General features: G+C 63.6%; 4 protein-coding genes. 1 reads left to right on the plus strand and 3 read right to left on the minus strand.

All coding sequences use genetic code 11. From position 1 onward, the window contains the following. Both atpA and WCE35_RS13095 read right to left on the minus strand, forming a co-directional pair. Positions 1–1,377 (minus strand): F0F1 ATP synthase subunit alpha (atpA, locus tag WCE35_RS13090; RefSeq protein WP_424593772.1); only part of this gene is annotated, 1,377 nt, incomplete at its 3' end. Further along, complete coding sequence (locus tag WCE35_RS13095; protein WP_424593773.1) at positions 1,377–1,937, minus strand: F0F1 ATP synthase subunit delta; 561 nt, start codon at positions 1,935–1,937, stop codon at positions 1,377–1,379. The genes WCE35_RS13095 and atpA, both read right to left, overlap by 1 nt. A gap of 646 nt (positions 1,938–2,583) precedes the next feature. On the opposite strand from WCE35_RS13095, the gene WCE35_RS13100 reads away from it, so the two are divergent. Next, on the plus strand, positions 2,584–3,087 hold the full coding sequence (locus WCE35_RS13100; protein WP_424593774.1) for a septal ring lytic transglycosylase RlpA family protein: 504 nt from the start codon (positions 2,584–2,586) through the stop codon (positions 3,085–3,087). Between the two features lie 157 nt (positions 3,088–3,244). Here the strand turns inward: WCE35_RS13100 and WCE35_RS13105 are convergent. Then, positions 3,245–5,093: primosomal protein N' (locus WCE35_RS13105; RefSeq protein WP_424593775.1), on the minus strand; the 1,849-nt coding region annotated here is incomplete at its 5' end.

Below are 5,093 nucleotides of genomic sequence, written 5' to 3' on the forward strand. Positions count from 1 at the left end.
GTTGACCGGCATCTGGTCGAGATAGCCGTTCACGCCTGCGTAGATCACGGCGACCTGCTCTTCCATCTTCAGCGGCGAGAACTGCGGCTGCTTCAGCAGCTCGGTCAGGCGCGAGCCACGGTTGAGCAGGCGTTGCGTCGAGGCGTCGAGGTCGCTTCCGAACTGCGCGAACGCCGCCATTTCGCGGTACTGCGCCAGCTCGCCCTTGATCCTGCCGGCGACCTTTTTCATCGCCTTGGTCTGCGCCGACGATCCGACGCGCGACACCGACAGGCCGACATTGACCGCGGGACGGATGCCCTGGAAGAACAAATCGGTTTCCAGGAAGATCTGGCCGTCGGTGATCGAAATCACGTTGGTCGGGATGTAGGCCGACACGTCGTTGGACTGGGTTTCAATCACCGGCAGCGCGGTCAGCGAGCCCGAGCCGTGCTCGTCGTTCAGCTTGGCGGCGCGCTCGAGCAGGCGGGAATGCAGATAGAACACGTCGCCAGGATAGGCTTCGCGGCCCGGCGGACGGCGCAGCAACAGCGACATCTGGCGATAGGCGACCGCCTGTTTCGACAGATCGTCATAGATGATGACGGCGTGCATGCCGTTGTCGCGGAAATATTCGCCCATGGTGCAGCCGGTGAACGGCGCGATGTACTGCATCGGCGCCGGATCGGAGGCGGTGGCGGCGATCACGACCGAATATTCCAGTGCACCCTGCTCTTCGAGCACCTTGACGAACTGGGCGACGGTGGAGCGCTTCTGGCCGATCGCGACATAGACGCAATACAGCTTGATCTTCTCGTCGGGCTGCGCGTTGAGCGGTTTCTGGTTCAGAATCGTATCGAGCGCGATCGCGGTCTTGCCAGTCTGGCGGTCGCCGATGATCAGTTCGCGCTGGCCGCGGCCGATCGGGATCAGCGCATCGATCGCCTTGAGGCCGGTCGCCATCGGCTCGTTGACCGATTTGCGCGGAATGATGCCGGGCGCCTTGACGTCGACGCGCATGCGCTTGTCGGCCTTGATCGGGCCCTTGCCGTCGATCGGATTGCCGAGCGCATCGACCACGCGGCCGAGCAGGCCCTTGCCGACCGGCGTGTCGACGATGGCGCGGGTGCGCTTGACGGTCTGGCCTTCCTTGATCTCGCGGTCGGCGCCGAAAATAACGATACCGACATTGTCGGTCTCGAGATTGAGCGCCATGCCGCGGGTGCCGTTCTCGAACTCGACCATCTCGCCGGCCTGGACGTTGTCGAGACCGTAGACGCGGGCAATGCCGTCGCCGACGGACAGCACCTGCCCGACCTCGGTAACCTCGGCCTCCTGGCCGAAATTCTTGATCTGCTCCTTGAGGATCGCGGAAATTTCCGCGGCGCGGATGTCCATCAGCCTGCCTCTTTCATCGCGTGCTTGATCGAATTGAGTTTGGTGCGAAGCGAACTATCCACCATGCGGCTGCCGAGCTTGACCACAAGGCCGCCGATGATGGAGGGATCGACTTTCACGTTGAGCGCGACGTCCTTGCCCGTCACCGATTTCAGCGCGGTCTTGAGAGCGTCGAGATTCCTGTCGGTAAGCTGCTCGGCGACGGTGACGTCGGCGGTCGCCTCGCCCTTGAACTTCGCCACCAGCGCGCGGAAGGCGCGGATCACGTCGGAGACGGCAAACAGCCGGCGATTGGCGGTCAGCACTTTCAGGAATTTCGCGGAAGTGCCTGTTATCGCCGCCCTGTCGAGCACCGCAGCGAGCGCCTTCGACTGCGCGTCGGCGGAAAATACCGGGCTGCGAACGAGGCGCTTCAGATCGGCGCTCTCGGTCAGCATGGCATCGAAGCGATCGAGATCGGCTTTCACCGCGTCGACGGATTTCTCGTCCCGCGCCAACTCGAACAGGGCCGTTGCGTAACGACCGGACACTCCCGAAACGGACGGATCTGCAGCAGCCACGGACGCGCTCTTTTTTAGCTGTCAAACTCGCAAGGGAAAAACCGTCGCCAAAAAGCGGCGCCAAGCGATCCAAGCCCTTGGAATTCAAGCGGGACTTCGATTTTCGACCGGCACAGGAAGTACCGGGACCGGTAAAATCGCGGCTTTGCTAACATAGCGAGCGCGCAGGTGCAACATGACGGCGCCTGCGGGCGATGGCTTGGCGCATGTCGATTTTTTCAGCCAGCTCAGCACCTTCTGAACACCTGTTCGGCTGCCCCGAATTTGCCTGACGGTCCCACGCCGCCGTCGGCTGGCTCTCAATCCATTCCCTGCGCATTTGCATGGGCGCCATGCTCTGAGGCTTCCGGCGCCGAACCGGTCTGTTGGCTTCATTCGCCGATTACTTGCGCGAAAACCTGGGCATCGGCGTCGAAGACTTCGTTCTTAAGTATTGTATAGTAATTAACTGGTTTATGAATCGTTATTGTCAAAGATTACGGAATATCCTCTGATTATTTATCTCATCAGCAAGTGTCTAAGCCGGATAAATTTCAGATTTACTGCCCAATTCATGCCTCATTGCGCAACCAAACGACGCCCATTCGCAACGGGACGGGGGTTCCACTTGTCACCCATGTGGCAATACTCTTTGAGGACTGATTATATGTTGAATTCCAAGAACTCTGCGCTGGGAAACAAAACCTGGTCGCGCACGGCGCTCGCTCTTGTCGCCGCAACTCTCCTGGTCGGTGGCAGCGTCGCCGAAGCTTCCGCCAAGTCCAGGCACCATCATCGCCATCATCATGCCCACCACGCCCATGTCGCATCCGAGGGCGCTTCCTGGCGCGACGCCAATGCCTTGATGGGCCCCTCTGCGGGCTCCGGGCGCAGTTTCTCGGGCATCGCCTCCTTTTACGGCAATGAATCCGGCAGCAAGACCGCCTCAGGCCAGCGCTTCGACCAGAACGCCCTGACCTGCGCCCACCGCTCGCTGCCGTTCGGCACCAAGTTGCGGGTGACCCATCGCGGCCGCAGCGTCGTCGTCACCGTCAACGACCGTGGCCCGTTCATCCGCGGCCGGGTACTCGATCTTTCGACCGGCGCCGCCCGTGCGGTCGGCCTGACCGGCGCCGGGGTCGGCCACGTTACCGCCGAAATCGTCTCGTAAGAGATCCAATACGTCTCTTCCGATTCCAACACGTTCGGTAAGCGTTGCGTAGCGTACGGTCGTGGATCTTTCCGCGTACCGATCAAGCCCGCCGTCGTAAATGACGGCGGGCTTTCTTATGACATTCGACGGTGAGAGCGACTTTCCCGTCGCCCCGCTACAAAAAGCTCTGCGGATCGACGTCGACTTCGAGCTTGAGATTGCCCTTGGTCTTGGCGCCTGCCGCGAGCCATTCGCGCAAATAGTCCGACAGGTCGACATTGCGCTGCGACTTCACCAGAAGCCGGAAACGGTAGCGGCCCCTGATCAGCGCGAGCGGGGCTTCGGCGGGACCCAGCACCTGGATCCGCGCGTCGATCGGCGCCACCACGGCCAGCCGGCGCGCAAAGCTCTCCGCCGTCGACCGATCCCCGGCGGAGATGATCAGGCTGGCGAGCCGGCCGAACGGTGGATAGCCGGTGCGTTCGCGGGCCGCGATTTCGCTCAAGTAAAATGCCTCGCGATCGCAGGCCACCAGCGCCTTCATCACGGGATGTTCGGGCTGGTGGGTCTGCAGATAGCCGACGCCACGGCCCCGATCGCGCCCGGCGCGCCCGATCACCTGGTTCAGCAATTGAAAGGTCCGCTCGGCGGCGCGCGGATCGCCATTGCTCAAGCCGAGATCCGCATCGACCACGCCGACCAGATTGAGCCGCGGAAAGTTGTGCCCCTTGGCCACCAGTTGCGTGCCGATGATGATGTCGACACGGCCCTCGGCGATCTCGTTCAATTCGCTGCGCATGGTCTCGATCGAGGTGATCAGGTCGCTCGACAGCACCATGGTGCGCGCTTCCGGAAACAGTGCGGCAGCCTCCTCCTGCAGCCGCTCGACGCCGGGCCCGACCGCGACCAGCGATTGCTCCGCCGCGCAATGCGGGCAGACAGGCGGCCGCGGCATCGAGAAGCCGCAATGGTGACAGACCAGCCGCTGGCGAAAGCGGTGATCGACCAGCCAGGCGTCGCAGATGGTGCAGGCAAAGCGGTGCCCGCAGGCCCGGCACAGGGTCAAAGGCGCATAGCCGCGGCGATTGAGGAATAACAGCGCCTGTTCACGCCGTTCGATCGCGTTTCCGATATGCCCGGCCAATCGCGGCGAGATGAAACGTCCGCGCGGCGGCGCTTCGCGGCGCAGGTCGATCGCCTCGATCTGCGGCATGTGCTGGCCGCCGAACCGCGACGGCAGCGCCACGCGCTGATAACGGCCCTTGCGGGCGTTGACCTCGGTCTCGACCGACGGCGTCGCGGAGGCCAGCACGATCGGGATCTTGGCGATATGCGCGCGCACCACCGCCATGTCGCGGGCATGATAATGCACGCCGTCGTCCTGCTTGTAGGCCTGGTCGTGCTCTTCATCGACGATGATCAGCCCGAGATCGGCATAGGGCAGGAACAGCGCCGAGCGCGCGCCGACCACGACCGGCGCCTGTCCCGCGGAGATCGCGGCCCAATTGCGGGCGCGGGTGCGCGGCGTCAGCTCGGAATGCCATTCCAGCGGACGCACGCCGAACCGCTGCGCGAAACGATCGAGGAATTGCCCGGTCAGCGCGATCTCCGGCATCAGGATCAGCGACTGCTTGCCGCGGCCGATGATCTCGGCGACCGCCTCGAAATACACTTCGGTCTTGCCCGAGCCGGTGACGCCGTCGAGCAGCGCGACGTGAAAGCTGCCATTGGCCGCCAGCGCCCGCATGGCGTCGACCGCGCTGCGCTGCTGGGGCGAGAACTCGGGTTGCGCGTAATGGGGATCGGGCGGAGGTGGCGCGGGCGGCGGCGGCATTGTCTCGATCGTCAGCGTGCCCTCATCGACAAGCCCGTCGATCACGCCGGCGCTGACGCCGGCCTCCCGCGCCGCTTCGGATTTGCCGTGCAAGAGGCCGTCCGACAACATCTCGATCAGCCGCCGCCGCCCGCGCCACCTCCGCCCGATCCCCATTACGCGCAACCCGAGTTCTCGCCCCAGCAGCGCA

The organism is Bradyrhizobium sp. (assembly GCF_049691595.1).
In the GTDB taxonomy this organism is placed as follows: Bacteria; Pseudomonadota; Alphaproteobacteria; order Rhizobiales; family Xanthobacteraceae; genus Bradyrhizobium.

Bases quoted from the DNA above. Each gene is read 5' to 3' on its own strand.
- WCE35_RS13100 (WP_424593774.1), top strand. From the start codon at position 2,584: ATGTTGAATTCCAAGAACTCTGCGCTGGGAAACAAAACCTGGTCGCGC.